The organism is Streptomyces sp. CA189, assembly GCF_056428985.1.
Map to the genome: position 1 here is coordinate 1 of NZ_JBWJVM010000019.1, position 25,897 is coordinate 25,897.

Consider the following 25,897-nt stretch of genomic DNA (forward strand, 5'->3'; position numbering starts at 1 on the left):
GAGAGGGAGAGGGAGAGGGAGAGGGAGAGGGAGAGGGAGAGGGAGAGGGAGAGGGAGAAGCGGACACCGACACCGAAGCGGTCGGGGCTGGGAGGCCCGAGGCCACGGCGGCAGTGCTGCCGAGTAAGGCGGGCGTGATGCTGAGGGCGAGTGCGGTCAACCATCTGGATCTCAACAAACTTACTTTCTGAGCGGGGCAATGACGCAGCGTAACCATGCGTAATGGTGCGTCAGTTCGACGAGGAGGCAGACTATGCAGCGGTTTGAAAGATCGTCAACGGAGATGAAAAGAGCCCTAATGGCCACGAACAGGACGCGGGCCAGTGCGGCGACCGTGCTTGCGCTGCTGCTGTCGGGTGCGGCGGGCAGTGCCTTAGCGGCGTCGGCCGAGAATCCGCCCCGGCCGCTGCCGAGCGGTACGGAGCTGCCGGTCCGGCCGGGAGACCGGATCACGATCTCGACGGATGCCGCGGTCGACTCAGACACCAGAAACGGCGTCAGGGTGATCTCCGGCGCCTTCGAGGCGGAGGGCACGCTGCGGATGGAGGACCGCCTCGTCACCGCGGTCATGACGGTCTCCTGTACGGCCGCCCCCGGCTCCTACGAAGTGCGCTTCGGCTCACCCATCGGGGAGGAGAATCCGTCCAAGATCGACCGGCTGTGGGCGAGCATCCGGGTGGAGCCGGCCGGTGAAGCGGAGCGAGCGGAGTGCGCACGCCGGGTGTCTGAACTGCCGCCGGAGCCACAGGAAGAACACTGGAGTGCCGACGCGCCGTGGCCGCAGACACCCTGGCACGTGCGCACCGTGCGGGCGGGAGAGCGGATCACGGCCACCGACAACGCGCACATGGCCGGAGACGGTGAGGTCAAGCTGACCTCCCCGGCGTTCACTCAGCCGGTGCTGATGCGCGGAACCAAGACGATCGACGCCACCGCCCGGATCCGGTGCGATACGGAGCCAGGGCTCTACGCCGTGCAATGGCATGAGCCGGGGAAGCCGGTGAAGACCTGGGCCCGGTACCAGGTGACCGCAGCCGCGCCGGACTGCCAGGACCCGGCCCCGCCGCAGGCGAGCGCCGCCAGGCCATCGGCGCGGCCCTGGCTGCTCGGCGGCGCCATCGCTCTGGTCGCCGCTGGCGCGGGTGCGTACGCCCTGGTCCGGCATCGCCGTGGCACATCCCGCTGACCCCGTGACGGACGAGTGCGCGACACCGGGAACGCTCCGGCCGCGCATGTCCCCCCTCGGCCTGGGGCGGAAGGAGGTCGCAGCGCTCTGCGGGGTGAGGCTGCGGATCTGCCGGCATTCTGCCCGGCGGGCCATGTCTGAAAAATCCTTCGATGTGTTCTGAATCACTCCCTTTTGGTGGTGCGGCCATGCTGATCCTCAAGTGAACCTCAGAGATCCATTTGAGGCTTGCTGGTCCGCTGTTTCCTGTGTGAGGGTCTTCGTGGGGCCGCTGTCGACCAACAGTGGCTCCTTTGCGGGGGGTTGGGAGCCTGGGGGAAGTGTCACTTCCTGTACCAGGCGTTGTTTGCCTCCCTTTCTTTTATGTTTCGTCACGCAGGATCAATTTGTTGGGGGAAGCGGAATGAATAACACCACTCGGCGGGGGTTTGTCGGGCTCATGGGTGCGACGATCGGAGCGATGACTCTGGCGGTCCTTCCCGCTCAGGCGACGGCAGCAGAGGCGCCGCTCCCCTCCACGCCGCAGGCTTACGTCGCGTGGCTGGAGTCGGATCCTGGTGCGGCCGAGACGATCGCGCAGTTCAAGGCGCTGTCCAAGGAAAAGCAGCAGAAGTTCCTGGGGTACCTCAACAAGCCGGATCACTTCCAGGCGTTCATGGACGTGGCGAAGAGCCCCACCGCCAAGCAGAGCGTGCTGGCCGGCGGTGACATCGTGATCAACAAGGAGGAGTCGAACTCTTCGGATTCCCCGGCGATGTCTCCGATGGCGGCGTCCCGTGACATGAGCAACTGGCACAGCGTTTCCGACACGATTATGGGCGTCAAGGTCACGACCGTGAAGCTCGGTGTCAATTACCGTGTCTCCGGCAGCAGGGTCACGGTTGTCCACAATGGCTGGGCCAGCCACACCAACTGGGTGCCCGCCCTGTCGTTCGACAAGGAACCGATCAAGAACTGGATTTCTGCCGACCCGGGAAACAACGCGCACTCAGAAACCGTGTGGACCGGGAAGTTCGCGATGTACGGCACCTGGTCCTGCCGTCACCGCATGTGGGCCGACCAGGACGGTTTCAAGGGCGGTTACCTCAAGAGGGTGTAGTCCACCTGGAGCGGCGGTCCTGACCATGCCGCCGCCTGGTAGGTCCTGAGCCGACCAGGCCGTAGTCCGGCAGGCGCGGTATCGCCTGCCTGCCCCCGTGAGAGTGAGTGCAGCCCTGCGGGGGCGGGCAGGTCCGCGGCTGCCGCTTTTTTCGTTCGTCAGCCGTCGAGTTGCAGGGCCGCGTGACTCCGCTGCAGCTGGTGGATCCCCTCGGATCTTCCCCCGGATCGGCCCGTCCTCCCTGATCTCCGCGGCGGACCGCCGCGTCGTCCGCCGGAGCAGCCACCTGGCCGGCGGCGACCGGGTATGACCTGGAGGTTCCCTCACTCCCCTCCATGGGGTATCGTTTTTCGATAACATCGATAAGCGATAATGGAGGTTGGCCGTGATGAGTGAGGACCAGAAGCTCCTTGAACCGCTCTCCTCGGTGGTATCGGGCGTTCTCCGCCTGTTGATCGGCCTCCTCGCGATCAGCTTCATCCTGAGCCTTTTCAACAACGACGTCCCGCTCTGGAGCGGCGCCGACAACTGCGTGACCGCAGACTGGATCTCCGGCAGCTCAAGTGCAGCCGACGCCATGTTCGGCGCCCGAGAAGGGGCGCACGTCAGCGCGCTCCCGCAGTACTGCGCCGAACACCCCAGCGACTACCAGCGTCTCCTCGGAGTGCTCGCAGGCGTACCGACCCTCGGTCTGCTGATCGGTGGGCTCATCCTGCTCAACCGCCTTCTTCGGTCGGCAGCCCGAGACGGGGTCTACACCCTGCAGGCTGCCACCAGGCTGCGACTGCTCGGCTGGTGGCTGCTCATCGGCAGCCTGCTCGCGGAAGTCATCGAAGCCGGCGCCCGCGCAGCCATGCTGGCCACACTCGCCAACGACGTCACGTTCTCAGCCGAGGCAGTGCTGCACACATCGAGATTCCCCTACCTGGCGATCCTGGCTGCCCTGGGGGTGCTCACGTTCGCACGGATTACGCGTGTCGGCGCCATCATGCGCGAGGACCTCGAAGGGACCGTCTGATGTCCGCCGAGGGAAACGAGACCCACGACATCCACGTGCATCTCGACCGTCTCCTTGCAGAGCGGGGCATGACGCTGGCGGAGCTCGCCGTTCGCGTGGGCGTGACCAACGTCAATCTGTCCATCCTCAAGAACGGCCGCGCGAAAGCAATCCGCTTCACGACCCTCACGAGTATCTGCCGGGTGCTGGACTGCCAACCGGGCGACCTGCTGAGCTACCGCGTGGTTCGCGGCGGTGCCGAGCCTGGATAGAACCGGCGTCGAGCCGCACGAGACCATCCGTTTTGTAAGAGACAACCAGGGGCCTGCCGCCCCCACCCGCAGACAATCAGGGAGATACAGATGATCGGAATGATGGACACCGGAATGAAGATCATGGCGGTGATCACTGTCGTAGTGGTGATCGGCCTGGCTGTCGCCGCCACCAGGTGGCTCAAGCGACGCTGAGACCGGCCACGCGCCGCAGACCGGCCAGGACGGCAAACTCTCCTCAGAGATCGGCCCCCAGCTTCCTGATCTGCGGCCTCGGGCCGGTGCTCCGGTACATCCGCACCGCACGCTCACGCAACTCCAGCGGGTACTTTCAAGACCACGGAGATATGGCTTATCCACCGCTGTCAACAGGGGCGGTGGGCTTGTGGCGGTTGGGGTGGTCCACTCGGGTTCGAGGGTGTAGAGGCCCCGGCCGGTGCGGCGGAGGATTCCTTCGCGGACCCAGCGTCCCAGTTCTGCGCGTAGTCCTTGGGCGTCGTCCAGTCCGATACCGCGGGCGATCTCACAGGCACGCTGGGTGCGGCGGGGATCAGTCCGCAGGAGTTGCAGCGTGCGGTCACGGCGTCCGTCGGGGCCGGGGCCGGCGGAGGAGTGCACGGTGACACTGATGCTGGCAATTCTGGATGCGCCGAGGACTTGTGCCTGGTGGGGCGGTGCGGCGTAGCGGGAGATGGGGCATTTGACGCGGCGCGGGTTGACGCGGGTCCGGCGGGGTGGGAGCAGATCGTGCAGCAGGGCCGATGTGATTCGTCCCGGTCCGGTTTCGGGCAGTACGTCGGCGGCGGCGATGAGCTGGTCTTTTGCGGTCTCCAGGGCGACGGTGAAGGAGGCGCGGTCCGGGTCGGTGCCGGGGAGTGTCTCGACGGCCTCGGCCATCGCCCGGCGCAGTGCCTGGTAGACGGTCAGGTGCGCCCAGAGTTCCTGCTGGATCCCGGTCGCGTCCTGGGATCGCAGCACCAGGCCGTGCTGCAGGGTGTGCCGAAGCGAGTAGAACGCTGACTCGATCTCCCATCGCTCGTGGTAGAGCTCCACCAGCTCTGCGGCGGGGTAGCGACGGTGATCGGTCAGCGTCGTGGCCAGCCGGTAGTGTCCTTCCAGCCGCAGCCCTTTGGCTGTCGTCACCGCAATGTGTGCATCGATGATCCTCAGCCGCGTCCCGTTGATCCGTGTCAGAAACGACCCGTCCGGCAGAAGCGCCCAACGTGCGGGTGTCCGGGTTCCCTTGAGGCGTACCAGCAGCTGTGCCCCGGTGGCAGCGGCCTTCGCGAGGAAGTCGTCGGAGTCGAAGCCCCGGTCGTTGAGCAGCAGCATTGTGTCGTCCAGCAGTGGTAGCAGCTGCTCGGCGTAACCGGTCTCCTTCTCGGGCGTCGGTCCGAAGACCGCGCCGAGGAGAGCCCGGGTCCCTGTCTCGCACAGCACCATGATCTTCAGCATCGGATATCCGTCCGTGCCGTAACGGTGCCTGTGTTTGCCCAACCAGGCGCAGACTCGCGGCCGGTCGGGAGCCTTGGTGGAGCTGCAGCCGTCGAAGGCGACTGTGCGCCAGCACCTGTAACGCACCCCTGGTGTGCTCGGCTGTGCCACGGGACCGGCCAGTGTCTCGAAGAGCAGCCGCAGTGGCGCGGCGCCCAGCCGCCGGCGCACCTCCCGCAGCGCCTTCTCCGACGGGCGCAGCGGAAGGAGCCCGCGCAGCCCGCAGGTGAGTTTGTCCCATACCCGCAGGTAGCCCAGCTGCGGGAAGAGAACCAGTGCCAGCACGAAGTAGACGCCGACCCTCGACGGCAGCAGCCTCAGCCTCCGCTGGGTGCCGCCAGTACGTTCCAGCACGTCATCGACCAGTTCGAAGGGCAAGTGCCGGGTCAGCTCGCCCAGATGCCCCGGAGCGAAGACCCCGTTGGCGACGGTGATGGACGACGTGAGCGTGACGGTGGAACACTGAACGGGCAACGGGGCTCCTTCAGGCGGGAAGACCTTGGTCGGCTTCCTCGCTCTATCAGGAGTCCCGTTGCCGGAGCAATGCTCAAGACCTGTGGATCGGCCTCGGGTTGGCACGCGAAGGGCGTACCTTCCCGAATGATCCTGTGATGGTCATCGAGTAGGCCGACGTTCGCTGCGTCGGTCGGGAAGGCACGCCCGTGCTCACGGTAGTCAACGAAGACGGAACGACGCCACACGGCTCCCTGATTGACGAGATCGTCCGCGAGGGCGCGAGGCGGATGCTGGCCGCCGCCCTGGAAGCAGAAGTCAACGCCTACATATCCGAGTTGGTCGATCAGCGAGACCATTCCGGCCGCCGTCTGGTCGTGCGCAACGGCTTCCACCAGCCGCGGAAGGTGACGACATCGGCCGGGGCGATCGAGGTGAAGGCCCCGCGGGTCAACGACAAGCGCGTCGACGAGGCCACCGGCGAACGCAAGCGGTTCTCCTCGGCGATCCTGCCGCCCTGGGCTCGTAAATCCCCGAAGATCAGCGAGGTGCTGCCGCTGCTGTATCTGCACGGCCTGTCAACTGGTGACTTCGTGCCCGCGCTGGAGCAGTTCCTCGGCTCCTCTGCCGGCCTGTCGCCCGCGACGATCACGCGGCTGACCGCGCGGTGGCAGGCCGACCACAAGTCGTTCATGGACCGCGATCTGTCCGCCACGGACTACGTCTACGTCTGGGCCGATGGCGTTCACCTGCGCATACGCCTGGAAGAGGCGAAGGCCGCCGTCCTGGTCATGGTCGGCGTGCGGGCCGACGGCACCAAGGAACTGATCGCGATGACCGACGGCTACCGCGAGTCGTCCGAGGCGTGGGCCGGACTACTGCGGGACTATGCCCGCCGGGGCATGCGGGCCCCCGTCCTGGCCGTCGGCGACGGGGCGCTCGGCTTCTGGAACGCGTTGAACGAGGTGTTCCCCGAGACCCGCCACCAGCGGTGCTGGGTGCACAAGACCGCGAACGTCCTCGACGCGCTCCCGAAGTCGGCCCAGCCCGCCGCCAAACGCGCGATCCAGGAGATCTACAACGCCGAGGACAAGGAGCGTGCGGCCAAGGCCGTCGCCGCGTTCGCCAAGCAGTACGGGGCGAAATACCCCAAGGTCGTCAAGCGGATCACCGACGACGAGGAAGAACTCCTGGCGTTCTTCGACTTCCCCGCCGAGCACTGGATCCACCTGCGGACCACGAACCCGATCGAGTCGACCTTCGCCACCGTCCGGCTACGCACCAAGGTCACCAAGGGCGCCGGCAGCCGGGCCGCCGCCCTGGCCATGGTCTTCAAGCTCATCGAGTCAGCCCAGGAACGCTGGCGGGCCGTGAACGCACCCCACCTCGTCGCCCTGGTCCGGGCCGGCGCCCGCTTCGAACGCGGCCACCTCGTCGAACGCCCCGAGGCGGTAGCGGCGTGAACCGGCCCACCGTTGGCATGTTGCATCACGTCGAGTTGTGGGTGCCGGACCTCGACCGCGCGGTCGCCTCTCTCGGCTGGCTCCTGGAGGCGCTGGGCCACACCCTTTTCCAGAGCTGGAACAGCGGACGCAGCTGGCGGCTCGGGCCGACCTATCTGGTCGTGGAGCAGTCCCCGGCCCTCACCGCCGACCGGCACGACCGCTGCCGGCCAGGGCTGAACCACCTGGCCTTTCACGTCGAAGACGACACCGCGGTCGACCAGCTGGCCACCGACGCGGCCCGGCACGGCTGGCATCTGCTGTTCCCCGACCGGCATCCGCACGCCGGCGGCGCGCAGCACTACGCCGCCTACCTGGAAAACGACGACGGCTTCGAGGTCGAACTCGTCGCAATCAACCCATCACAACGAAACTGAGATCAACCGATCCACAGGTCTTGACGATTACTCCCGTTGGTGACCGGCACTTCTCCCGAATACCCCCGCCCTGTTGACAGCGGCGGACAAGCCATAACTCCGTGGTCTTGGGGTATTTCCTCGGGGCAGGCATCGTCTGGGCTCCTCTCATGAGACCCATCTGACCCTCTGTCACCCATCCCCGCATCTCGGGGGAACCTCACCCGTCGCGGTACGACGATTGTGTTGAACAAGGCAAATCCTGGCCGGGCCCGTGTCGTCTTGGCCGATGGGACGTTTCGCTCATTGAGGCTCATTGTGAGCCCCCGATCGCGCGGCCGCCGGCTCGGCCGCCGCTGACGCCGCGGCCGAAGGTGCTGCGGTGGGCTCCCCCGGTGTTTACTCGGGCAACCTCGGACAATACCCGGTCCACGTTCCGATCAACATCTGCGGCAACACGGCGAACCTCATCGGCGCTCTGAACCCTGCGTTCGGCACCCTCTGTGTCAACGGCTGACTGAGGTCGTCGCTCTCTCTGTGGCGCCACTGGCATCAGCCGGTGGCGCCACAGTCGTATGTCCGGAAGTCCGCGAACGAAGGAATCCACAACCGAGGCCGGATGGTTACTCAGTAGCCATACGAGAGCCGGGCCGTCACCAGGGGGCAATATGACCCATGAGTAAATTATTGGTCGTCGGTACGGGGCTTCGTGCGCCCATTTCTGTGCCGTCGCGAGGTCGGGGACGGTGCCGCCGTGACGTACGAGAACCGGTCCCACTCTTGCGGGATGCGCGGCTCGTCGGGCTTTGAGATGGCTGCCGCCGAGGCCGGAGACCTTCCCCCTGCACGTCTGCGACGGCGTACGACACCTGTGGCACTCCCACATGTGTGCGCGTGTGTGCTGTGGCAGGCGGCCGGGCAGCCGGTCGTCGTGGGCCGGAACATGGGCTGGAAGCAGAGCCTGGACACCAACCTGTGGGTGCTATCCAGCGGGGCGGAGCGGGCGGGCACGGGAGCGGACGACCCGCTGCCGCTGCGGTGGAGCCCGTTACGGCAGGGCGGTGGCCATCGCGTACGACTCCGCCACCACGGACGGGATCAACGAGGCGGGTCTTGGCGCGCATCTGCCGTGGCTGGCCGAATCGGACTATGGGGAGCGCGACCCGCGCCTGCCGGCCGTGAGCGCCGCAATGTGGACGCAGTACCTCCTGGATCGCTTCCCCACCGTCGCCGAGGCGGTCGACGCGCTGGAGGCCGAACTTTTCCAGGTGCGCCCACAGGGGGACGCCCACGCGGGCACGTGGAGCACGGTGCACCTGGCGCTTGACCACGCCACGGAGACTCGGCGGTCGTCGAGTGCCGGCAACCTGCTCGCGACGTCACCGGCCGGTACGAGCCCCGTGAACCGTTCACCTTCGCCCTCGCGGGGGCGTGAGGCGGCTTACGCTTCCAGCTCGCGAAGCCGTGGCCTGGCGTCCGGGAGGGGCGGTCAGGGCACGAGGCTGTCGAGGTCGATGTCGAGGGGGATGGGGACGGAGACCTTCAACCGGTTGCGGTGGATGCCGGTGGCCACGTAGGTGCTGGTCATGGTGTCGAGTTCGTAGGTGTGGACGGTGGGGGCGCCGATCTCGTCCTCGACGCGCCAGAAGTGGGGGATCCTGGCCTGTGCGTACTTGAAGGGCTTCAGGGAACGGTCGCGGTCCGCCGACTCCTCTGAGACGACCTCGATGACCAGGGCGACGTCTTCGGGCGCGTACCACGTTCGGTCGGGGTCGTACGGGGCGGTCGTGACCAGGATGTCCGGCTCGGGGCGGCTCTTCTTGTCGAGCCTGACTGTCATCTCACGCTCGGCGTCGAACCCGACGGGGGCGGCCTGGCGCAGGGCGAAGGTCAGGTTCTCCACCAGCCGGGCGTGCCAGGACCGCTGCGGCGACATCATGAAGATCAGGGCCCCGTCGATGAGTTCGGTGTGCCGCGGTGCCTGGGCGAGGAGGTCGAGGTCATCGGCTTCCCAGCCGCTGATCCTGGGCGGGATCATCCAGTCGGGGAGTTCGGCGGTCACGGCTTCCTCCAGGCGCCTCGAAGAGGTCAGGGGCCCTCATCCCGGATCGCGGACACGGGCTCAACGCTGGTGTCAGCATAGTCGAGCGACCGGACCTCTCACTCGGCCCGTGTGGATCCGAGGAGCCGGAGGCCGGTGATCATCTCGGTGTGGATCTGGATGACGTGGTCCATGGACGAGCTGCTTCGGAGGCGTGGTGCACGTCAACTTGAGCGCCGGGTCGAGGTCGGCCGACACCAGGCTTGCGATGTCGTCGAGGTCGCAGTGGAAGCCCCCCGTCCTTGTCCTCACAGGTCAGGGGGCCCCGCAAGTGGTGCCCTGGCGTACGGCGGTGCCGCGGCTGCTTCCCGGGTTCCGCCGAGCCGTGCGGAGCGTTAACTGGTGCTGGACGCGGCCTGCCACGTGCGGGCCGCCCGCTCCCTCGACCGGCTCGCTCGGGACCTGGTCGACAGCTCGGAGTTCACCCGGATCGCCCTGGACGCGGACGCCTGGCCCTACAGCCGGCCGACCTCACCGGCGATGCCTGGGACACGGTGGACGAGCGGCTGCGTTTCCTCGTGGCGAAGGTCCGGCATAGGCCGGACATGAACCTCAGCTGACCCGCTCCACCCTCTGTACGGAAGGGCCCGCACTGGCCGTGCGGGCCCTTCCGTGTCATTCCCTACTTTGCAGAAGCACGCGCCCTAGTGGGGCGTGTCCCGGCTCCCTGGTGGGAGATGAGTGGGAGACAAGTGGGAGATGATCATGGCGTGGTGCTGCAATCAGGCGCTAGGAAATGCTAGATAGCGCTACCTGTGCGGCCCTGGATCAGCCGCCGGATTCGCCCGCGTGCGGGCTCAGCACACCGGCTCCCACCAGCACGAACAGCAGGATGCCGAGCAGAATCCGGTAGATCACGAAGGGCATGAAGCTCTTGCTGGAGATGAACTTCATGAACCAGGCGATGACCGCGTAGCCGACGAGGAAGGCGACGACCGTGGCGAAGATCGTCTGACTCCAGGCGATGTGGCCCGGGTTCTCCACCACGTCCATGATCTCGAACAGGCCCGAGGCCAGCACGGCCGGGATGGCGAGGAGGAAGGAGTAGCGGGCCGCGGCCTCGCGGGTGAAGCCCAGCAGCAGACCGCCGGAGAGCGTCGCACCCGACCGGGACACACCCGGGATCAGGGCCAACGCCTGGCAGAGACCGAAGATGAGGCCGTCCTTGACGCCCAGTTCCTTCAGGGTCTTGCGCTCGCGGATGGCGCGGTGCCGGCCGCCCTCCTCGTCGCGCGCGGCCAGCCGGTCGGCGATGCCGAGCACGATGCCCATCACGATGAGGGTGGTGGCGATCAGCCGCAGGTCACGGAACGGGCCTTCGATCTGGTCCTTGAAGGCGAGGCCGAGCACGCCGATCGGGATCGAGCCGACGATCACCAGCCAGCCCATCTTGGCTTCCTGCTCGGAGCGCAGCGCCTTCGTGTACAGCGAGCGGGACCAGGTGGAGATGATCTTCGCGATGTCCTTGCGGAAGTAGATCAGCACGGCGGCCTCGGTGCCGATCTGCGTGATGGCGGTGAAGGCCGCTCCCGGATCGTGCCAGCCGGCGAACGCCGCGGTCAGCCGCAGATGGGCGCTGGAGGAGATCGGGAGGAACTCCGTAAGCCCCTGGACGAGACCGAGGATTAGGGATTCGAACCAGCTCATGTCGGGGTGCGCTCGTCCTTGTGATCGTCGGGCAGTTCGCGTCCGATGCTAGGGCCCGTGAGGTGCGGCCGTGACCACCGGGGGGTGTACGGCCGTCAGTTCCCGCGCCGGCACGGTTCGCTCGGGCCTGCGGACGGGCGCCAGCCGGTGCCGCTTGCGCCAGGCGACGACCGCCGCACCCACCGCGGAGACGGCGATGAAGCCGAACGAGGCGAGGAACGCGGGGGAGGTCGGGGAGGAGGCGCTGGCCCCCGCGATCACGTACGCGGCGGTGTTCGGGACCACGCCGATCGCGGTGGCGAGGAGGAAGGGGAGCCAGCCGCAGCGGGACAGCGCGGCGGCGTAGTTGGCCACCGCGAAGGGCAGACCGGGGAAGATCCGGACCGCCAGCATCGAGCGGAAGCCGTGCCGGGCCAACTGGTCGTCGGCCGCCTGCAGCCAGCGGCCGCGGATCAGCGGACGCAGGGCGTCGCGGCCCATCATCCGGCCGAGGCCGAAGGCGATCCCCGCGCCGATGACCGAGCCGGCGACCGCCGCGACCAGGCCGAACTGGGAGCCGAAGAGGGCCCCGGAGGCCAGGTTCAGCAGGGGGCGGGGCACCAGGGCGGCCGTGCACACCCCGTACGCCGCGGCGAAGAGCAGGACCGCGGTGCCCACCGGGAGCCCCGGGGGCCAGCCCTCCGCGAGCAGACGCTGGGGCTCGTACACCACGACGCAGACGCCGGCCGCGAGGAGCAGCACGACGAGCAGCGAGAGCCGGGTCCACGGCGCGAGGAGGAGGGACATTCCGGGAGACTAACCGACCATCCTGACCGAGCGCCGTAATCTGGGCCTCATGCAGTCGAACGACCGGCGGCCTCCGCCGGTTCCGCACAGCGCCCTCGCCGAGCTGTTGGTGGCGCGGCTCACGGAGTCCTACGGCGCCGCGGCCGACGTGGGGCGGGCCGGGCCCATGGCCGCGTACATGAAGGACGTGTCGCCCTTCCTCGGGATCCCCACCCCGCTGCGCCGCGAGCTGTCGAGGGCCGTGACCAAGAACACCCCGAAACCGTCCGAAACGGACTGCGCGGCGCTCGCGCTGCGCTGCTGGGAGCTTCCGGAGCGTGAGTACCGGTACTTCGCCGTCGACTACCTGCGCCGACACGTCTCCCGCTGTTCCTCCGGCTTCCTGCCCGTGGTCCGGCACCTGATCGCGACCGTCCCCTGGTGGGACACCGTCGACCTGCTCGCCGCGCACACGGTCGGCCCGCTCGTGGCGGCGGACCCGGTGCTCGCCGCCGTCATGGACGAGTGGATCGAGGACGAGGACCTGTGGGTGGCCCGCACCGCCCTGCTCCACCAGCTCCGCTTCAAGTCCGCGACCGACACCGACCGGCTCTTCGCGTACTGCCGCCGCCGGAGCGGCCACCCCGACTTCTTCGTCCGCAAGGCCATCGGCTGGTGCCTGCGCGAGTACGCCAAGACGGACCCCGCCGCCGTACGCGCCTTCGTCACCGCCGAGCGGGAGTCGCTGTCCCCGCTCTCGGTGCGCGAGGCGCTCAAGAACATCGGCGAAGTCGGGCCCGCCGCCGCGTAATTCAGTGGCCCCGCCGACCAGGGTCCGACAGGATCGGGCACATGTCCAGGCACGCCTTCCCCGCAGCGCCGTCCGCAGTCGCAGACGCGCCGAAGGCTGCCGTCCCCGCAGAACTCGCCGTAGGCGCAGCCGCGTTCGACGGCGCACGAAGCTGACCCTTCCCGGATCGTCCGGCGGACCCCACAGGGGGAGGGTCGGTTCGCTCAGGGGGTCCCGTATCTCCAGTTTCGGATCACACGGGAAGACATCATGGCCAAGACGGCCTTCGTGCGCACCAAGCCGCACCTGAACATCGGCACCATGGGTCACGTCGACCACGGCAAGACGACGCTGACCGCCGCCATCACCAAGGTCCTCGCCGAGCGCGGCGGCGCCGCCTTCGTGCCGTTCGACCGGATCGACCGGGCCCCCGAGGAGGCCCGGCGCGGCATCACCATCAACCTCACGCACGTCGAGTACGAGACCGACACCCGGCACTACGCCCACGTGGACATGCCCGGCCACGCCGATTACATCAAGAACATGGTCACCGGCGCGGCCCAGCTCGACGGGGCGATCCTCGTCGTCTCCGCCCTCGACGGGGTCATGCCGCAAACCGCCGAGCACGTCCTCCTCGCCCGGCAGGTCGGCGTCGACCACATCGTCGTCGCGCTGAACAAGGCCGACGCCGGGGACCCCGAGCTCACCGACCTGGTCGAGCTGGAGGTCCGCGAGCTGCTCACCGCGAACGGCTACGGCGGGGACGCCGCCCCGGTCGTACGGGTCTCCGGGCTCGGGGCGCTGGACGGCGACCCGCGCTGGACCTCGGCGATCGAGGCCCTGCTCGACGCCGTGGACACGTACGTGCCCCTGCCCGTGCGGTACACCGACGCGCCGTTCCTGATGCCGGTGGAGAACGTCCTCACCATCACCGGGCGCGGCACCGTCGTCACCGGCGCCGTCGAGCGGGGCACCGTTGCCATGGGCGACCGCGTCGCGCTGCTCGGCGGCGACGGCGCGGCCGTGGAGTCCGTGGTCACCGGGCTGGAGACCTTCGGGAAGCCGATGGAGTCCGCCGAGGCCGGGGACAACGTCGCGCTGCTGCTGCGCGGGGTGCCCCGCGACGCGGTGCGCCGCGGCGGCGTGGTGGCCGCGCCCGGCAGCGTCGTACCCAGGCGCCGCTTCACGGCGCGGGTGTACGTGCTGTCCGCCCGCGAGGGCGGCCGCAGCACGCCGGTGGCGACCGGCTACCGGCCGCAGTTCTACATCCGCACCGCCGACGTGGTGGGGGACGTGGACCTGGGCGAGGCGGGCCGGGCCCGGCCCGGGGACACGGTCACCATGACCGTGGAGCTCGGGCGGGACGTTCCGCTGGAGAGCGGGCTCGGCTTCGCGATCCGCGAGGGCGGGCGCACCGTCGGGGCCGGGACGGTCACCGAGGTCGGGTAGCCGTCGGTTAGCGGCCGTGTAGGACCCGCTGTGGTGGCGGTGGTCGGCTTGCGCCAGACTGCCGTCACCACTGGCATGCGGGGAGGGAGCGGTTCGTGGAAGACGGCAGCATGGGCAGCGGCATGGGCAGCGGCAGCGGCAGCGGCAGCGGGGAAGGCAAGGGCACGGCTCTGGTGCTCGGCGGCGGCGGGCTGACCGGCGTCGGCTGGGAGGCCGGGATGCTCTACGGGCTCGCCCGCGCGGGCGTCGACCTGACCGGGGCCGACCTCGTCGTCGGGACCTCGGCCGGCTCGGTCGTCGGCGCGCAGCTCACCTCCGGACTGCTCACCCCGCAGGAGCTGTACGAGCGCCAGCTGGGCGACCCCGGCGGGGAGCTCCCCGCGAAGCTGGGGGCCTCCCTGATCGGGCGCTACGCCGTCGCGATGGTGCGCTCCCGCGACGCCAAGTCCTACCGGCGCCGGATCGGCGCCTTCGCCCTCGCCGCCGACACGGAGCCGGAGGCGCTGCGCCGCAAGGTGCTCGAAGCCCGGCTGGTGTCGCACGACTGGCCCGCGCGGCGCCTCGTCGTCGCCGCGGTCGACGCGCTGACCGGCGAACTCGCGGCCTTCGAGCGGGGGAGCGAGGCCGGGCTGGTCGACGCCGTCTCGGCGAGCTGCGCCGTACCCGGGGTGTGGCCGCCCGTGACGGTCGCGGGGCGGCGGTTCATCGACGGCGGGATCCGCTCCGCGACCAACGCCGACCTCGCCGCGGGCTACGCGCGCGTGGTGATCCTCGCGCCGATGGCCACGGGCGCCGGGCTGATCCCCTCGCCCGCGGCGCAGGCCGCGCGCCTGCGGGAGGCCGGGGCGAAGGTGCTGCTGATCACCCCGTCCGCGGGGGCCCGCAAGGTCTTCGGACGCAACGTACTGGACCCCGCGCGCCGCGATCCGGCCGCGCGGGCGGGGCTGGAGCAGGCCGCGCTCCACGTGGAGCAGGCGCGCGAGGTGTGGGCGGCTCCGGGGGCCTGACAATGGTCCGGTGAGTGACGAACAGATCCCGGTGATCCGGGACGTGGCCCAGGGCACCGCCAAACTGATGCCGGACATCGACCGGGAGCGGGCCTGGCTGCTCACCGTGGACGGGGCGCCGCAGTCGTACGTGGACCTCGACGACCCGGAGCACCTGGAGTTCGAGTACGTACGCCGCCTCGCGCACGTCCTGGACTGCGTGGGCGAGCCGGGGGCCGCGCTGGACCTGCTGCACCTGGGCGGCGGAGCGCTGACCCTGCCGCGGTACGCGGCGGCGGGCCGGCCGGGGTCGCGGCAGGACGTGGTCGAGTTCGACGCCGGGCTCGTCGCGCTGGTCGGGGAGTTCCTGCCGGTCGCGGCCGGGAGCGGGATCACCGTGCACGTCGCCGACGCGCGGGCCTGGCTGGCCGCGGCGCCGGACGCGAGCGCGGACGTGGTGGTGGGGGACGTCTTCGGCGGATCCAGGGTGCCGGCTTCGCTGGCCTCGGTGGAGTACGCGCGGAAGGTGGCGCGGGTGCTGAGGCCCGGCGGGGTGTACGTGGCGAACCTCGCCGACGGGGCGCCCTTCGATTTCCTGCGCGGGCAGCTCGCGAACTTCGGGGCGGTTTTCGGGGAGTTGGCGCTGATCGCGGAGCCGGGGGTGCTGCGGGGGCGGCGGTTCGGGAACGCGGTGCTGCTGGCTTCGGAGCGGGGGCTGCCGGTGGCGGAGCTTTCGCGGGTGTGCGCGGGTGACGTGTTTCCCGCGCGGGTAGAGGCGGGGGCGGCCCTCGCGCGGCTGATGCGGGGGGCTCGGCCGGTGGCCGACGCCGACGCGGTGGCTTCGCCCGAGCCGCCGGAGGGGGCGTTCAGCCTCGGCTGAGGGGCTTGCCGGCCGCTGCGCGGGGCTCTTGTCCCCTACCCGCCCTTCCACCGTTCCCGGGGGCTCCGCCCCCGACCCCTCGCCTCAAACGCCGGCGGGGCTGAAAGGCCGCCTCAAACGCCGGCGGGGCTGGATTTGGCGGGGCTGGAGTCGACAGGGCCGGAGTCGACAGGGCCCAGCTTGGCGAGGCCGGGGCCGTGGGTGGCGGGCGGTTTGCGGGTCATGCGGCGGACGTCCGGGACCAGGAGGACGGCTGCCGTCACCACGACCACCAGGGCCGCGCAGCCCCAGAGGGCCGCGGTGCGGCCGATGGCGGATTCGACCGGGCCGGCCAGCGCCGTGGCCAGCGGGAGCATCGACAGCGAGCCGAACCAGTCGTAGGAGGAGACCCGGGAGAACATCTCCTCCGGGATCTCCTGGTGCATCGTCGTCATCCAGCTCACGCCGAACACCTCGATGGCCGCGCCGCTCACGAACATCACCGCGCACAGCCCCCACACCGGAAGCGGCACCGCCAGCCCCGCCGCGGGGAGCGCCAGCGGGAACACGCACAGGGTGCCGACCAGCAGCAGGCGGTGCGGTTTCCAGGTCATCATCAGGACGGCCCCGCCGATGGTGCCGAGGCCGAAGAAGGCCAGGGCCACGCCCCACGGAGCCGCCCCGCCCAGTCGCTCCAGCGCGACGAGGGGACCGTAGACCGCTTCGGCGGCGCCGACGACGGCCACGACGACGGAGAACTGGAGCACGATGCTCCACAGCCAGGGGCGGCTCTTGAACTCCACCCAGCCCTCGCGCAGATCGGTCAGCAGGCCGCCGCCGGGAGCGCGTTCGGCGATGTGGCCGACGTCGAGGAAGGCTCGTAGGGCTCCGGCGGCGGCGAAGGCGGCCGCGTCCACGGCGAGCACCCAGCCGGGGCCCAGCAGGGCGACCATGGCTCCGCCGAGGGCCGCTCCGCCGACGCCGGCGCCGTTCATCGCCATCCGGAAGAGGGCGAAGGCGCGGTTGGCCTGCGGGCCCGAGACGCTGGCCATGAGCATGCCCTCGGCGGCCGGGTTGAAGAAGGCCGTACCGGTGCCGCACAGCGCGGTCAGCAGCATCATCTGCCACAGCTTCGGATCGCCGGTCAGGACGAGGAAGGCGAAGAAGGCCTGTGAGAGGCAGTTGAGGGTGTTCGCCGCGACCATGACGTGGTGGCGGGGGATCCGGTCGGCGACGGCTCCGCCGATGAGGAGGAAGAGGACGAGCGGCAGCGTACGGGCGGCGGCCACCAGGCCGACGTCACCGGGGGAGCCGCCCGACTGCAGGACCGCCCAGGTGGTCGCGATGAGCGCTCCGTGGCTCCCGAGGTTCGTGATGACCGCGGCACCCGTCAGCAGGGTGTAGTTGCGGCCGGCCCACTCCGGCCTGCGGCGGGAGGAGGACGGACGGGCGGTCCCGGGGGAGGGGGCGGGGGGAGAGCTCACCCCCGGACTATCCCCGTCCCGGGCCGGGAATCCAAACGGATATCCGGCCCGGGAGGCGGGGCGGGGGAGATCAGCCCGCGTGGAGGCGGACGCTGCTCAGGATCTTCTCGTAGGTCTCCTTGTTCACTTCGCCCGGGACGCCCGCGACGCCGTAGAGGACCCAGGTGGAGAGGTCACCCTTGGCGGTCGTGAAGCTGAAGGCGATGGACTTGCCGTCGGTGGAGCACTTGTTCTCCTTGGGCAGGCCGCTGACGGTCGCGGTCGCCATGTGGCCCTTGAGCCCGGAGGAGGTCGTGTACTCCTTCGCCTCGGCGACCTTGGTGGTGCCCTTCGGCGCCTTCTGGGCGTACGCGGCGAAGGCCCAGTTGCCGGCCTCGTTGTACGCGGCCTCGGCGGTGCCCTTCGCGCCCATGCCGCCCTTGGTGGCGGTGCCCGCCAGCTCGGTCGACTCCTCCTTGCCGTCCTTGTTGGAGTCGACCTTGCACCAGTCCTCCTTGAGGAAGGCCGGCGCGGACATCATCACGAGGGGCGATCCGTCGTCCTTGGAGTCGTCCTCGAAGCCGATGGACAGACCCGAGGACTTGACGTCCCAGTCCGGCGGGACGTCAAAGGCGGTGCCGTACTTCGGGTTGAGGACGACCTTCCAGCCGGGGATGACCGGCTTGGCGTCGGCGCCGCCGCGCGGGTTGGCGCTCGGGCTCGCCGGGGCGGGCGCGGCGGAGGAGGCCGGGGCGGAGGGGGAGGAGCTCGGCTTGCCGTCCGCCTGGTCGGCGGTCTTGTCGTCCCGGGTCAGGACGAACGCCCCGGTGGCGGCGGCCGCCACGAAGACGGCGGTGGCCGCGACGATGGCCACGGTCCTGGTCGAGAAGGGGCTCCCGCCGCGCGGGGGCTGGGGCGGCGGGGTGCCGCCCCACTGGGGTACGGGAACGGTCGGGGGCTGCTGGCCCCACGCCTGAGGAGCGGGGGGCTGCTGCGGGTACCCGTAGCCGGGCTGCTGCTGCTCCCCGTACGCCGCCGTCGGCGGCTGCTGCTGGTACGGGTTCGGCGTTCCCGGCTGCTGCTGGTACGGGTTCTTATGCGCGTCCTGGGGGTCGGGTTCTCCCCCGGGCGGCTGCTGCTGTCCTGGCCACATGGCCGGTAACGATAGTGGGAGTGCGGGCGGGGAGCCACGGCCGCCCCCGTACGGGTATGGCCAATGTCTACTACTCGCGGGTAACATCGCGTTGCATGAGCGCTGAACAGATGAACGTGGGCGAACTGCTCGCCGCGACCGTGCCGATGGCCAAGACCCTGAACCTCCAGTTCCTGGAGACCACCCCCGAGCGCGCCGTCGTCCGGCTCCCGGACCAGGCCGAGTTCCACAACCACCTCGGCGGCCCGCACGCCGGCGCGATGTTCACCCTCGCCGAGTCCGCGAGCGGCGCGATCGTCCTGGCCGCCTTCGGCGACCAGCTCTCGCGCGCCGTGCCCCTCGCGGTGAGCGCGGAGATCGGCTACAAGAAGCTCGCCAAGGGCGTCGTGACGGCCACCGCCACCCTCGGCCGCCCCGCCGCCGAGGTCGTCGCCGAACTCGACGCGGGCGGCCGCCCCGAGTTCCCCGTCACCATCGCCATCCAGCGCGAGGACGAGGCCGTGACGGGCGAGATGACCGTGCTCTGGACGCTGCGCCCCAACGCCTGACCCCGCTAGAGTCCCTGATCCGACGACGGATGGAGGGGGTCCCGTGCCGGGCCGAGCCAAGATCAGCATCAGCCTCGACGCCGAGCTCGTGGTGGAGGTGATGGTCCTCGCCGGGATCGGGTCGCCCCAGGACGCGGTGGAGGCCGTCGTACGGGACTACATCGAGCGCGGCCACCGCACCGAGGCCCGGGTCCAGCTCCAGGACGAGCCCCGGCGCGAGGCCGACCTGGAGCGGCAGCCGCCGCAGGGCTGAACATCGGCGACGCGGTGGCGCGCCTGAAGCGGGTCCGCGCGGCGGTCGGCGCACAGTGGGTGGCGGGAGCGGTCCGGCGCGGGCCGCTCCCGCCACCTGACGCCGATGCCCACGCCGCAGGGAGCGCCCATGAGCGAGGCCGTGTCCAGACGCCGTGCGATGCGCCTCCTCGGGGCGGTGGGCACCGCCCTCGGCGCGGCCGGCTGCGTACCGGCGCCGCCGCCCGGCGCGCAGCCCCGTAGGACCACCGCCTCCGCGGCCGCCCCCGCCGCCGCGCCGGCGGCCGGCCGGAGCGCCCGGATCGACGCGTTGCTGGAGCGGCTCACCCTGGAGGAGAAGACCGTCCTGCTGCACGGCGGCCCGGACCCGGACCCGCTCGGCCAGGCCGGCTACGTACCCGGCATCCCGCGCCTGGGCATCCCTGCGCTCCGCCTCGCCGACGGTCCGGCGGGGGTCCGCGTCGCCAGGCCCGCCACCGCCCTGCCCGCGCCGGTCCTGCTCGCCTCCGCCTTCGACCCGGCGCTCGCCCGCGCGTACGGGCGGGTCATCGGCCGCGAGGGCCGCGCGCTCGGCATCGACGTGCTCCTCTCGCCGATGGCCAACCTCATCCGCACCCCGTACGCCGGACGGAACTTCGAGACGTTCTCGGAGGATCCGAAGCTGACGGCCGACCTGGTCGCCGAGGTCGTCCGGGGCATCCAGGACGAGGGCCTCATCGCCACCGTCAAGCACTTCGCGCTCAACAACCAGGAGAAGGGCCGCGACACCGTCGACGTGATCGCCGCCGAACAGACCCTCCACGAGACGGAGCTGCGGGGCTTCGAAGCCGCCGTGGCCGCCGGGGCCGGGGCCGTGATGGGCGCCTACAACAAGGTCAACGGGGTCTACGCCTGCGAGAGCAGGCCGCTCCTCGACGAACTGCTCCGCGGGCGCTGGGGGTTCGACGGCTGGGTGATGTCGGACTGGAACGCCACCCACAGCACCGTCGCCTCGATCGGCGCCGGCCTCGACATGGAGATGCCCGCAGGCACCCACTACGGCGCCCCACTACGGGAGGCGGTGCGCGGCGGCTCCGTCCACGAGAACACCGTGGACCTCGCGGTACGCCGGATCCTGACCACCATGGACCGCTTCGGACTGCTCGCCGGACACCGGCCCGCCCGGCCCGCCCGGGACGCCGCCGCCGGGGCCCGTACCGCCCGGCAGATCGCCACCGCCGGAGCGGTCCTGCTGCGCAACGAGCGGGCCACCCTGCCGCTGGCGGGGCCCGCCGCCCGCTCCATCGCCGTGATCGGCCCCACCGGGCGGACCCCCTTCGTCGGCGGCGGCGGCAGCGCCCACGTGGTGCCGGACGCGGCCGCCTCCCCCCTCGACGAGATCCGGCGGCGGGCCGGGAGCGGCTCCACGGTGGGCTACGCGCTCGGCGAGGACCTCTACGGGCGCCCGCTGCCGGCGAAACTGCTGACGCCCGACCCCGACCTCGACGACCGGGCGGTGGCCCCCGGGCGCACCTGGGGCTTCGAGGGGGCCTTCCGGCTGGCCGCCGACGACGAGTGGACCCTGCTCGTGCACTACACCGGGAAACGGCCGTCCGTCCGGCTCGACGGGGAGGAGCTCTTCCCCGTACGGCAGGGCGTGGCCGAGCAGTTCGCCGGCGGCCTGCTCGGCGCGGCGCCCGACGGCCGCACCGTGCGCCGCCGCACCCTCGCGCTCAAGGCGGGCGAACACCGCCTCGCCGTCTTCGCCGAGGGCGGGCCGAAGGGCCAGCGGCTGCGGCTGCGGCACACCACGAAGGCCACCCGGGCCGCCGACCTCGCCGAGGCCGTCAAGGCGGCCAAGGCGGCCCGCAGCGTGGTGCTGTTCGCCTACGAGGACGCCACCGAGGGCAGCGACCGCACCTCACTGGGGCTCCCGGGCGGCCAGCCGGCGCTGATCGAGGCGGTCGCCGCCGCCAACCCGCGCACCACGGTGGTGCTCAACACCTCCTCCGGTACGACCATGCCGTGGCTCCCGCGTACCGGAGCGGTCCTCCAGATGTACTACCCGGGCCAGGAGGGCGCGGCCGCCACCGCCGACGTGCTCTTCGGCGACGCGGACCCGGGCGGCCGCCTCACCCAGACCTTCCCGGCCGACGAGCGGGCGACCCCGGTCGGCGCCGACCTGATGCGCTACCCGGGGGTGGGCGGGCGGCAGGAGTACACCGAGGGGGTCCACGTGGGCCACCGCTGGTACGACCAGCAGCGGGTGGCTCCGCTGTTCGCCTTCGGGCACGGGCTCTCGTACACGACCTGGGCGTACGAGAAGCTGGCGGTCCGGCCGGGCGGCGCGCACGGGAAGCGGAGCGGGCTGCGCGTGGAGTTCACCGTCCGCAACACCGGACGGCGCACGGGCACCGAGGTGGCCCAGGTCTACGTGGGCCCGTCCCCGGACCTGAAACTGGACCAGCCGGTCCGGGCGCTGGCCGGGTACCGGCGCCTGACCCTCGAGCCCGGGGAGGCACGGCGGATCGTCCTGGACATCGACGCGCGCACGCTGTCGTCCTGGGATCCGGAACGGGACGCGTGGGTGGTGGGAACGGGCCGGCGCGAGGTGTTCGCGGGGCGTTCCTCACGCGAACTGCCGCTGCGGGCAAAGGCTGTGGTGGCGACCGGATAGGCTGCCCGTTCGGCCCGCCACAGGGGGCGGGCCGGCGGAGAACTCAGGAGGACGTACCGGTGGACATCCAGGAATGGCTGGAGACGATTCCGGCGGTCAGCATCTACCTCCTGGTGGGGATCGTCATCGGGCTGGAAAGCCTCGGCATCCCGCTGCCGGGGGAGATCGTCCTGGTCAGCTCGGCGCTGCTGGCCTCGCAGCAGGGGCACATCGACCCCGTGGTGCTGGGCATCTGCGCGACCACCGGGGCGATCGTGGGCGACTCGATCGGCTACGCGATCGGGCGCAGGGGCGGGAAGCCGATGCTGGAGCGGCTGGGACGGCGCTTCCCCAAGCACTTCGGGCCGGACCAGGTGGCCATGGCGGAGCGTTCCTTCGACAAGTGGGGCATGTGGGCCGTCTTCTTCGGGCGGTTCGTGGCCCTGCTGCGGATCTTCGCGGGGCCGCTGGCGGGGGTCCTGCACATGCCCTACTGGCGGTTCCTCGTCGCGAACGTCCTCGGCGGGATCCTGTGGGCCGGCGGTACGACGGCCGTCATCTACTCGATCGGGATCGTCGCCGAGCCGTGGCTGAAGGGGTTCTCGTGGGTGGCGCTCGCCCTGGCCCTCGGCTGCGGGATCGCCATGACCGTGGTGGTGCGCGGACGGATGAAGAAGGCGGCCGCGACGGCGAAGGCCGAGGCGGCGGCGGCCGAGGCCGGTACCGACGCGGCTCCGGTGCCGGGGCAGGTTCCGGCCGCGTCGAGCGTGCTCACCGACTGAGAGGCCGGGCTGCCCCGCCCCCCGTCCCCCGCCCGGCCCGAGCGCGGGCGGGGGAGCACCAGCGATCACCGGGCAACGCCCGTCACGCGCCCGGGGTCACCGAGGCGCGGTGCTGACCGGCCAGTTCCGTGTACATGAGGGCGTTGACCTTGAGGCCCTCGCGCTCCTCCGCGGTCAGTTCGCGCCGCACCTTCGCCGGGACGCCCGCGACCAGCGAACCGGGCGGGACGATCATGCCCTGGGGCACCAGCGCCTGGGCGGCCACCAGGGAGCCGGCGCCGATCACCGCGCCGTTGAGGACCGTCGCGCCCATCCCGATCAGGCAGTCGTCCTCGACCGTGCAGCCGTGCACGACGGCGTTGTGGCCGATGGAGACGCGCTCGCCGATGGAGACCGGGAAACCGGGGTCCACGTGCACGGTGCAGTTGTCCTGCACGTTGCTGTCCGCGCCGAGCGTGATCGGACCGCAGTCCGCGCGGAGCACCGCCGAGTACCAGATGCTCGACCCCGCGCCGAGCGTCACGTCCCCGACCACGACGGAGGTGGGAGCGGTGAACGCCGTCGGATCGATCACGGGGTTCTTCCCGCCGACACCCGCCACGAGTGCCTGGGCCGCCTGCTGCGTCATGTGTTCTCTTCCTCTTCCGGTACGTCGCGTCGCGCTACCGGAACCGTAGGCCACGCCGTCCGCGCCCCCGGGGATGGGGTGAAGATCACGGCGCGGCCCGGGCCCCCCGCGCGCTACGGTGACCCGGTGGCGAAGAACCAGAACACGTTCTCTTCTCTGACGGCGCTCTCCTCCCTGACGGCGCTGCGCCGCCGGCTCGCCGGGCGCGCCGTCCACGCGGGCTGGCGCTGGATGCAGCGGGCCGGCGCGGTGACCGCCCAGACCCCCGGCGGGCTGCGCTTCGGCGCGATCGGGCACGGCACCCGGCTCGCCTTCCCGCAGGGCACGGTCTTCGGCGCGCCCTGGATCCGGCTCGGCGACCACTGCATCATCGGTGAACAGGTCACGCTCACCGCCGGGATGATGCCCGACCTCGACCTCGGCGCCGAACCGGTGCTGGTCCTCGGCAACGGAGTGGTCATCGGCCGCGACAGCCACGTCATCGCCGACACCCGGATCACGATCGGCAACGACACCTTCTGCGGTCCCGGGGTGTACATCACCTCCACCAACCACAGCTACGACGATCCGCACGAGCCCGTCGGCAAGCAGTGGCCGCGCAGCGCCCCGGTGGAGATCGGCCCGGGCTGCTGGCTGGGGACCGGCTCGGTGATCCTGCCCGGGGCGCGGCTGGGCCGCAACGTCGTGGTGGCGGCGGGGGCCGTCGTACGGGGCGAGGTGCCGGACCACGCCGTGGTGGCGGGGGCGCCGGCGCGGATCGTCCGACGCTGGGACCCCGAGGCCGGCTGGCAGCCGCCGCTGCGCACCCCGGCGCCGGTGCCGATCCCCGACGGGATCACACCGGAGCAGTTGCGCGCGCTCGCGGACATGGCCGAGCAGGAGTGAACCCCGCACCTGCTGCCCGGTCGCAGGGCAGCAGGAGTCGGCGCGTCAGGGGGCGTCAGGGGCAGGACTCTTCGAGCTTGACCGTATGGAACACGATCTTCGTGTCGGTGGCGGCCTGCGTGCCGGCGGTGGGCGCCTGCGAGCAGACCTTCCAATTCCGGTCGAGGACCTGCATGCGGCTCTGGCCGAGGGCGTCCGTGGAGCCGAGGAGGAAGAACCCCGCTGCCTGCGCGTTGTCCTGGGCGGCCTGGAGGACCTGACCGACGCCGTTCGGGACGGCGGCCCGGGCGGGCGCGGGTGCGGGGGCCGCAGGCGGCGTGGTGGCCGGTGCGGCGGGCTTGCTGCTCACCGGGGCGGGAGCGGAGGCGGCAGCGGAGGTGGGTGCCGCGGTGGGTGCGGCGGACGGCGACGAGACGGGCTTGGCGTCGGGCTCGGGCTCGCTGGTGACGGCCCCGGAACAGGCGGTGAGGGCGAGGAGGCCTGCGGCGGCGAGTGTGATTGCGGCGTGATGTGTGCGCATCGCGCCACTCTGTCCGGGTCGCGGGGGCTGTGTGGTGCCTGTGTGCTGCCTGTGACCGGTCTGTGACGCACGAAGCCCCGAGCGTGGAGGGGCCGGGCCCGGCGCGTGGTCAGCGCGGGTCGGCGACCGGCACGCCGGTGCTCCGGCCCGCCTCACGGCTGGTCGTCCGGGCCGTCGCCGGGGTCGCGCCCAGCACCGGGTGTGTCGCGATCAGGTCCTGGCAGACGGCCAGCACGTTCTGCCGGTCGGCCGTGATCCAGTCCCGGTCCATCGCCCAGCCCCGCAGTACCGGGTCCGGTTCGAAGGCGATGGCCAGCCCGACCTGCTCGAACACCTCGGCGTCGGAGGGGGAGTTCCCGATGGCGAAGGAACTCCGGCGGTCCACGGGACTTCCCTTCGTCGCGGTGCGCAGGGCCGCGCGCTTGCCGCCGGGCAGGGCCGGCGTGGCGGTGAGGGCTCCGGTGCAGCGGCCGCGCCGGAACTCGGCCCGCATCCCGTGGGCCTCGCCGATGCCCAGCTCCGCCGCCGCGCGCCGGACGATCTCGTACGGGCTCCCGGAGATCAGTACCGTGCGCAGTCCGGCCGCGTGCAGGAGCCGTACGAGCTCGTCGGCGAAGGGGAGGATCCTCTTCCGGGCTGCCGGCCAGGCGGCCTCGGCGGCCCGCTCCACGTCGCTCCGGTCCGCGCCTTCGAGGGCCCGCGCGAAGTGGGCGTAGAAGGCGGCGGCGGTGGGGGCGTGGGCGGGCGCGTCCCCGGGGTCGGAGTCCTCGTCGTGGTAGCCCGCTATCGCGGCGAGCGCAGCCCGTCCGGCCGCCGGTTCACAGACGCCGCCGGCGATGAGGGACTCCACGAACGGGGCCGCCAGCGAGCCTTCGGCCAGCGTTCCGTCGAGGTCGAGCACGGCGATGCGGCTGTGGCTGCCGGAGCGGCTGCCGGAAGGGCTCCCGGACGGGCTCTGGGCATGACTGTGGGCATGGCTGATCACGGTGGGACTCCCTGGTCGGGGCCGGTCTGAGGTGCGCGGCAGACCCCGACGGGGAGGCGCGGTCTCAAGTATTCGTACCGTTTGGGCGGT

Annotated in this window: 25 protein-coding genes and 2 pseudogenes; 18 read left to right on the forward strand and 9 right to left on the reverse strand. The window is 71.0% G+C overall.

Annotated elements, in window-relative coordinates; translation table 11 throughout:
• From AC061S_RS17250 to AC061S_RS17270, 5 genes are all read left to right on the forward strand, one after another.
• Positions 1-191 (forward strand): hypothetical protein (locus AC061S_RS17250; RefSeq protein ID WP_478686827.1); only part of this gene is annotated, 191 nt, incomplete at its 5' end.
• A 107-nt stretch (positions 192-298) separates the two neighbouring features.
• Positions 299-1,186 carry a hypothetical protein gene (locus AC061S_RS17255; RefSeq protein ID WP_478686828.1) on the forward strand — a complete coding sequence of 296 codons (888 nt, stop codon included), beginning with the start codon at positions 299-301 and terminating at the stop codon, positions 1,184-1,186.
• 460 nt (positions 1,187-1,646) lie between these two features.
• Complete coding sequence (locus AC061S_RS17260; RefSeq protein ID WP_478686829.1) at positions 1,647-2,285, forward strand: hypothetical protein; 639 nt, start codon at positions 1,647-1,649, stop codon at positions 2,283-2,285.
• Between the two features lie 388 nt (positions 2,286-2,673).
• Positions 2,674-3,303, forward strand: coding sequence for a hypothetical protein (locus AC061S_RS17265; RefSeq protein ID WP_478686830.1), 630 nt, complete (start codon positions 2,674-2,676; stop codon positions 3,301-3,303).
• A complete protein-coding gene (locus AC061S_RS17270) occupies positions 3,303-3,554 on the forward strand; it encodes a helix-turn-helix domain-containing protein (protein ID WP_478686882.1) in 252 nt (83 codons plus the stop codon). Before AC061S_RS17265 ends, AC061S_RS17270 begins: the two co-directional genes overlap by 1 nt.
• Before the next feature lie 348 nt (positions 3,555-3,902).
• On the opposite strand, the pseudogene AC061S_RS17275 reads toward AC061S_RS17270, so the two are convergent.
• A pseudogene (locus tag AC061S_RS17275) lies at positions 3,903-5,522 on the reverse strand (IS4 family transposase); the annotation flags it as partial.
• A gap of 188 nt (positions 5,523-5,710) precedes the next feature.
• Between AC061S_RS17275 and AC061S_RS17280 the strand changes: the two are divergent.
• From AC061S_RS17280 to AC061S_RS17295, 4 genes and pseudogenes are all read left to right on the forward strand, one after another.
• Positions 5,711-6,964 carry an IS256 family transposase gene (locus tag AC061S_RS17280; RefSeq protein ID WP_478686831.1) on the forward strand — a complete coding sequence of 418 codons (1,254 nt, stop codon included), beginning with the start codon at positions 5,711-5,713 and terminating at the stop codon, positions 6,962-6,964.
• A 17-nt stretch (positions 6,965-6,981) separates the two neighbouring features.
• Complete coding sequence (locus AC061S_RS17285) at positions 6,982-7,380, forward strand: VOC family protein (RefSeq protein ID WP_478686883.1); 399 nt, start codon at positions 6,982-6,984, stop codon at positions 7,378-7,380.
• Positions 7,381-7,693: 313 nt separating this feature from the next.
• Positions 7,694-7,876 (forward strand): annotated as a pseudogene (locus AC061S_RS17290) (chaplin); the annotation flags it as partial.
• A 367-nt stretch (positions 7,877-8,243) separates the two neighbouring features.
• Positions 8,244-8,936 (forward strand): linear amide C-N hydrolase, encoded by a 693-nt coding sequence (locus AC061S_RS17295; RefSeq protein ID WP_478686832.1) that lies wholly within the window; start codon positions 8,244-8,246, stop codon positions 8,934-8,936.
• Here AC061S_RS17295 and AC061S_RS17300 read toward each other — a convergent pair.
• From AC061S_RS17300 to AC061S_RS17310, 3 genes are all read right to left on the reverse strand, one after another.
• Positions 8,849-9,397, reverse strand: a complete 549-nt coding sequence (locus AC061S_RS17300; protein ID WP_478686884.1) for a Uma2 family endonuclease — start codon at positions 9,395-9,397, stop codon at positions 8,849-8,851. The genes AC061S_RS17295 and AC061S_RS17300 overlap by 88 nt on opposite strands.
• Before the next feature lie 831 nt (positions 9,398-10,228).
• Positions 10,229-11,107: an undecaprenyl-diphosphate phosphatase gene (locus tag AC061S_RS17305; protein WP_478686833.1), complete on the reverse strand. Its 879-nt coding sequence runs from the start codon at positions 11,105-11,107 to the stop codon at positions 10,229-10,231.
• A gap of 48 nt (positions 11,108-11,155) precedes the next feature.
• Positions 11,156-11,893 (reverse strand): TVP38/TMEM64 family protein, encoded by a 738-nt coding sequence (locus AC061S_RS17310; RefSeq protein WP_478686834.1) that lies wholly within the window; start codon positions 11,891-11,893, stop codon positions 11,156-11,158.
• Positions 11,894-11,942: 49 nt separating this feature from the next.
• Between AC061S_RS17310 and AC061S_RS17315 the strand changes: the two genes are divergently transcribed.
• The 4 genes from AC061S_RS17315 (at position 11,943) to AC061S_RS17330 (ending at position 15,977) form a co-directional block, all read left to right on the forward strand.
• Positions 11,943-12,683 carry a DNA alkylation repair protein gene (locus AC061S_RS17315; RefSeq protein WP_478686835.1) on the forward strand — a complete coding sequence of 247 codons (741 nt, stop codon included), beginning with the start codon at positions 11,943-11,945 and terminating at the stop codon, positions 12,681-12,683.
• Positions 12,684-12,932: 249 nt separating this feature from the next.
• Positions 12,933-14,111, forward strand: a complete 1,179-nt coding sequence (gene tuf, locus AC061S_RS17320) for an elongation factor Tu (protein ID WP_478686836.1) — start codon at positions 12,933-12,935, stop codon at positions 14,109-14,111.
• Between the two features lie 110 nt (positions 14,112-14,221).
• Complete coding sequence (locus tag AC061S_RS17325) at positions 14,222-15,118, forward strand: patatin-like phospholipase family protein (protein ID WP_478686885.1); 897 nt, start codon at positions 14,222-14,224, stop codon at positions 15,116-15,118.
• Between the two features lie 67 nt (positions 15,119-15,185).
• Positions 15,186-15,977 (forward strand): spermidine synthase, encoded by a 792-nt coding sequence (locus AC061S_RS17330; RefSeq protein ID WP_478686886.1) that lies wholly within the window; start codon positions 15,186-15,188, stop codon positions 15,975-15,977.
• Positions 15,978-16,090: 113 nt separating this feature from the next.
• Here AC061S_RS17330 and AC061S_RS17335 read toward each other — a convergent pair whose 3' ends face one another.
• Both AC061S_RS17335 and AC061S_RS17340 read right to left on the reverse strand, forming a co-directional pair.
• Entirely contained in the window at positions 16,091-17,440 is a 1,350-nt protein-coding gene (locus AC061S_RS17335) for an MFS transporter (RefSeq protein ID WP_478686837.1), read from the reverse strand.
• A gap of 70 nt (positions 17,441-17,510) precedes the next feature.
• On the reverse strand, positions 17,511-18,572 hold the full coding sequence (locus tag AC061S_RS17340; protein ID WP_478686838.1) for a DUF8017 domain-containing protein: 1,062 nt from the start codon (positions 18,570-18,572) through the stop codon (positions 17,511-17,513).
• A gap of 95 nt (positions 18,573-18,667) precedes the next feature.
• On the opposite strand from AC061S_RS17340, the gene AC061S_RS17345 reads away from it, so the two are divergent.
• From AC061S_RS17345 to AC061S_RS17360, 4 genes are all read left to right on the forward strand, one after another.
• The gene (locus tag AC061S_RS17345) at positions 18,668-19,120 is read left to right on the forward strand and encodes a DUF4442 domain-containing protein (protein ID WP_478686839.1); all 453 of its coding nucleotides are present in this window, start codon (positions 18,668-18,670) and stop codon (positions 19,118-19,120) included.
• 100 nt (positions 19,121-19,220) lie between these two features.
• Positions 19,221-19,373 carry a metal-sensitive transcriptional regulator gene (locus AC061S_RS17350; protein WP_478686887.1) on the forward strand — a complete coding sequence of 51 codons (153 nt, stop codon included), beginning with the start codon at positions 19,221-19,223 and terminating at the stop codon, positions 19,371-19,373.
• A gap of 129 nt (positions 19,374-19,502) precedes the next feature.
• Positions 19,503-22,028 (forward strand): beta-glucosidase, encoded by a 2,526-nt coding sequence (locus tag AC061S_RS17355; protein ID WP_478686840.1) that lies wholly within the window; start codon positions 19,503-19,505, stop codon positions 22,026-22,028.
• 59 nt (positions 22,029-22,087) lie between these two features.
• A complete protein-coding gene (locus AC061S_RS17360; protein ID WP_478686841.1) occupies positions 22,088-22,789 on the forward strand; it encodes a DedA family protein in 702 nt (233 codons plus the stop codon).
• 82 nt (positions 22,790-22,871) lie between these two features.
• Here the strand turns inward: AC061S_RS17360 and AC061S_RS17365 are convergent, their stop codons facing one another.
• Positions 22,872-23,417, reverse strand: coding sequence for a gamma carbonic anhydrase family protein (locus AC061S_RS17365; RefSeq protein WP_478686842.1), 546 nt, complete (start codon positions 23,415-23,417; stop codon positions 22,872-22,874).
• Between the two features lie 126 nt (positions 23,418-23,543).
• Here AC061S_RS17365 and AC061S_RS17370 point away from each other — a divergent pair, with 126 nt between their 5' ends.
• Positions 23,544-24,302, forward strand: coding sequence for an acyltransferase (locus AC061S_RS17370; protein ID WP_478686843.1), 759 nt, complete (start codon positions 23,544-23,546; stop codon positions 24,300-24,302).
• Between the two features lie 55 nt (positions 24,303-24,357).
• Here AC061S_RS17370 and AC061S_RS17375 read toward each other — a convergent pair whose 3' ends face one another.
• Positions 24,358-24,822 carry a hypothetical protein gene (locus AC061S_RS17375; protein WP_478686844.1) on the reverse strand — a complete coding sequence of 155 codons (465 nt, stop codon included), beginning with the start codon at positions 24,820-24,822 and terminating at the stop codon, positions 24,358-24,360.
• A 109-nt stretch (positions 24,823-24,931) separates the two neighbouring features.
• Positions 24,932-25,807 (reverse strand): HAD family hydrolase, encoded by an 876-nt coding sequence (locus AC061S_RS17380; RefSeq protein ID WP_478686845.1) that lies wholly within the window; start codon positions 25,805-25,807, stop codon positions 24,932-24,934.
• Positions 25,808-25,897 lie beyond the last annotated feature (90 nt).

Bases quoted from the DNA above. Each gene is read 5' to 3' on its own strand.
- AC061S_RS17255 (WP_478686828.1), top strand. From the start codon at position 299: ATGGCCACGAACAGGACGCGGGCCAGTGCGGCGACCGTGCTTGCGCTG.
- AC061S_RS17260 (WP_478686829.1), top strand. From the start codon at position 1,647: ATGACTCTGGCGGTCCTTCCCGCTCAGGCGACGGCAGCAGAGGCGCCG.
- AC061S_RS17265 (WP_478686830.1), top strand. From the start codon at position 2,674: ATGAGTGAGGACCAGAAGCTCCTTGAACCGCTCTCCTCGGTGGTATCG.
- AC061S_RS17270 (WP_478686882.1), top strand. From the start codon at position 3,303: ATGTCCGCCGAGGGAAACGAGACCCACGACATCCACGTGCATCTCGAC.
- AC061S_RS17285 (WP_478686883.1), top strand. From the start codon at position 6,982: ATGTTGCATCACGTCGAGTTGTGGGTGCCGGACCTCGACCGCGCGGTC.
- AC061S_RS17295 (WP_478686832.1), top strand. From the start codon at position 8,244: ATGTGTGCGCGTGTGTGCTGTGGCAGGCGGCCGGGCAGCCGGTCGTCG.
- AC061S_RS17300 (WP_478686884.1), bottom strand. From the start codon at position 9,397: ATGATCCCGCCCAGGATCAGCGGCTGGGAAGCCGATGACCTCGACCTC.
- AC061S_RS17305 (WP_478686833.1), bottom strand. From the start codon at position 11,107: ATGAGCTGGTTCGAATCCCTAATCCTCGGTCTCGTCCAGGGGCTTACG.
- AC061S_RS17310 (WP_478686834.1), bottom strand. From the start codon at position 11,893: ATGTCCCTCCTCCTCGCGCCGTGGACCCGGCTCTCGCTGCTCGTCGTG.
- AC061S_RS17315 (WP_478686835.1), top strand. From the start codon at position 11,943: ATGCAGTCGAACGACCGGCGGCCTCCGCCGGTTCCGCACAGCGCCCTC.
- tuf (WP_478686836.1), top strand. From the start codon at position 12,933: ATGGCCAAGACGGCCTTCGTGCGCACCAAGCCGCACCTGAACATCGGC.
- AC061S_RS17325 (WP_478686885.1), top strand. From the start codon at position 14,222: ATGGGCAGCGGCATGGGCAGCGGCAGCGGCAGCGGCAGCGGGGAAGGC.
- AC061S_RS17330 (WP_478686886.1), top strand. From the start codon at position 15,186: ATGCCGGACATCGACCGGGAGCGGGCCTGGCTGCTCACCGTGGACGGG.
- AC061S_RS17340 (WP_478686838.1), bottom strand. From the start codon at position 18,572: ATGTGGCCAGGACAGCAGCAGCCGCCCGGGGGAGAACCCGACCCCCAG.
- AC061S_RS17345 (WP_478686839.1), top strand. From the start codon at position 18,668: ATGAGCGCTGAACAGATGAACGTGGGCGAACTGCTCGCCGCGACCGTG.
- AC061S_RS17350 (WP_478686887.1), top strand. From the start codon at position 19,221: ATGGTCCTCGCCGGGATCGGGTCGCCCCAGGACGCGGTGGAGGCCGTC.
- AC061S_RS17355 (WP_478686840.1), top strand. From the start codon at position 19,503: ATGAGCGAGGCCGTGTCCAGACGCCGTGCGATGCGCCTCCTCGGGGCG.
- AC061S_RS17365 (WP_478686842.1), bottom strand. From the start codon at position 23,417: ATGACGCAGCAGGCGGCCCAGGCACTCGTGGCGGGTGTCGGCGGGAAG.
- AC061S_RS17375 (WP_478686844.1), bottom strand. From the start codon at position 24,822: ATGCGCACACATCACGCCGCAATCACACTCGCCGCCGCAGGCCTCCTC.